Source organism: Solimonas soli DSM 21787, from assembly GCF_000474945.1.
Classification (GTDB): domain Bacteria; phylum Pseudomonadota; class Gammaproteobacteria; order Nevskiales; family Nevskiaceae; genus Solimonas; species Solimonas soli.
This window is the reverse complement of sequence record NZ_AXDW01000037.1, coordinates 1-2,300: the sequence shown is the minus strand read 5'-3', so window position 1 is coordinate 2,300 and position 2,300 is coordinate 1. Positions and strand designations below refer to the sequence as shown.

2 protein-coding genes and 1 pseudogene are annotated in these 2,300 nt (G+C 57.6%); all 3 read left to right on the top strand.

What is annotated here, in order from left to right; genetic code table 11:
* Positions 1 to 150: 150 nt before the first annotated feature.
* Positions 151 to 522 (top strand): annotated as a pseudogene (locus tag K344_RS24050) (TRADD-N-associated membrane domain-containing protein); the annotation flags it as partial.
* Between the two features lie 95 nt (positions 523 to 617).
* Entirely contained in the window at positions 618 to 1,478 is an 861-nt protein-coding gene (locus K344_RS24045; protein ID WP_157622891.1) for a hypothetical protein, read from the top strand.
* Between the two features lie 335 nt (positions 1,479 to 1,813).
* Positions 1,814 to 2,101 carry a hypothetical protein gene (locus K344_RS24040; RefSeq protein WP_157622890.1) on the top strand — a complete coding sequence of 96 codons (288 nt, stop codon included), beginning with the start codon at positions 1,814 to 1,816 and terminating at the stop codon, positions 2,099 to 2,101.
* Positions 2,102 to 2,300 lie beyond the last annotated feature (199 nt).

Here is a 2,300-nt window from a genome sequence, read left to right as displayed (position 1 = left end):
CGCCTTTTGCTCTTCCGGAAAGCTCGCTCGGCGGCGTGGCCGCGGCTTAAGCTGGCGTTAGGGGGCGCTATGGATGCCAAGGCGATCACCGAATACGTTAACTCGTACTACAAGACCAATCAGATGCACGTTGCTTAGAGCTTCTGGGCCAGTCTCGTTGCTCTAATTGTTGGCTTGGTTGTGCTAGTTGTCGGCGTTTCTCTTGCACTTAGTGGATTCAGTTCTGCTGTTGCCATTACAACAACTGGCGCCGGCGTGCTCACTCAATTCATTAGCGCTGGCTTTTTCTATCTCTACAACAAAAATCTTAAGCAACTTAACGTGTTCTATGGGGAGCTTGTGCAAAACCAAGACATGTTCTTTGCGTGGGGGCTTGTCGCGCACGCTCCAGAGGCAGACAGGCCCGATCTGGTCAAGGCCCTAATCGGTAAAATCCTGTCACGCGGCAGCAATCCAACAGAACTCACACCGGATCTGGTACGAGCACTCAATGAGCAAGCATCCCGGGCGCGCGCCCCCTAACAATTCATTCAAGCCGATGCCGCTTCGCGGCACGGCTTAATTCAGGCGTTGGGTGTCGCTGCGGCGGTAGTTTTCACTGGTGAGTTCGGAGCCACGTGAACGCGCAGTTCCTTCTTCACCGTTCTGGCGCATCTGCGGCTTCAAGCCTCACGGGGTTTCATCGGCTTCAAGCTTCGGCGTGGCGCGGTTCTCGTTTTGAAGGCGCATCGCTCTTGCTGGCGGCACGGGCTTCGGTAAAGCTCTGTGCATCTGGCGTCGCTCGTCACCATCACAAAGCGGAGGCTTTCGTGAGTTTCATCGGGCAGCACACCCAACATGCTGTTCAAGCCCGACCGTCCACGCCTCCGCTGCGCTCCGGCGCGGCCGGCGGCTTAACGCGGCGTTGGACCCCTCAGGAGAGGATCGTGAACGTTCGTAAGAACTTCGCGCTTGGGCTCGCTTTTTACTCGTGCATTGCCGCCTCTGCTGAGCCGGCTGGAGCCGTCGTGCGCGTCGGAAGCAACAGCTTGCTGAAGTCGGTTGGAGCTGAGAAGGATCAGTACATTGATATTCGCGGAAGTTGGTTGCCGACATCCGAGTACGAATCGCCTCGCATCCCCACACAAAATGCCACGGCGATTTCCTGTGGGCGCGCGTCGTTGGAATGTATTGAGTCACAAGCAACGGTGAAGCAAATCGGGGCGGGCGCCCCACTGCTGACAGCCCTCACCATTCAATACTCCATTGAGTCATGGGAAGAAGATGCCATGGTTGCAAAGCGCATCAACCCACGGGGCGTGTATATCAACTGCACGTTGCGCATAACGCCTTCACAAGGGCTCGCCGTGCTTGAATGCACAGAGAGTCCAGACAACAACTACTTCCGCCCGGCAAAGCAGGAATACACCATCGCCGCAAAGGACCGCTACAACGTTCCAGGTCAGTGGCCAGTTGTTCCGCCTCCATCGGAGAAGTAGCGTGCCGGGGTCCAACCATCGGTTCCACCCGACGTCCCGGCCTCCGCGGCTTTGCCGCTCCAGCCGGGCCGCGGGTGAACCGGGGCGTTGGGTGTGCAAGAAGGAGTAGTTGATCATGGCCGCAAACCGTAGAAATGGTGCCTTTCGTCCGCCTCGCCCGCCGAAGCCACCTGACCGACTTCAGAATCTCCAAACGCTTCGCCCCCTTGGCGCAACAAAGTGGGTCCGGGCTCACTGGCGATGGGATTACGATTCTCATCAGTGGATCTGGGTTCAGGGGCACTGGAGCAAGTAGCATCGAGTTGTCTACCTTTCTTTCTCTTGGGAGTAAAGCAATGCGCAAATTACTTTTTGTCTTGGTGGCGGTGTCCGCAGCTCAGGCAGTGCAGGCCGGTGAATGGGTCGACGGTTACACCCGTAAAGACGGCACGTATGTTCAGGGGCACTATCGCGCGTCCCCGGACCAGTACCGCTACAACAACCCGTCATCCCAGTCCATGGGCGGCACGCAACGAGACGAGTTCAGCTCGCGGCCGCAGTACAACAAATCCAATCCCAGCTACAACCCGTACCTTGACCGTAACGGGAACGGCACTTACGACTACAACGATCCTTATCGGTAGGTGCACACCCAACCATCGCTTCCAGCCGACCGTCCCGCCTCCGCTGCGCTTCGGCGGGCCGGCGGCTGAAGCGGGGCGTTGATATGACTTCCGCCGTCAAGAATGAGAGATGAAGCTTTTGCTGTTTTCAGTTCATTGGGATTTCCGAATCTTCTGAAGGCGGCGCAGCCAGCACGCTCGACGGTTGCTCACGCTGATA

Coding starts and splice junctions, on each gene's coding strand:
- K344_RS24040 (WP_157622890.1), top strand. CDS start 1,814: ATGCGCAAATTACTTTTTGTCTTGGTGGCGGTGTCCGCAGCTCAGGCA.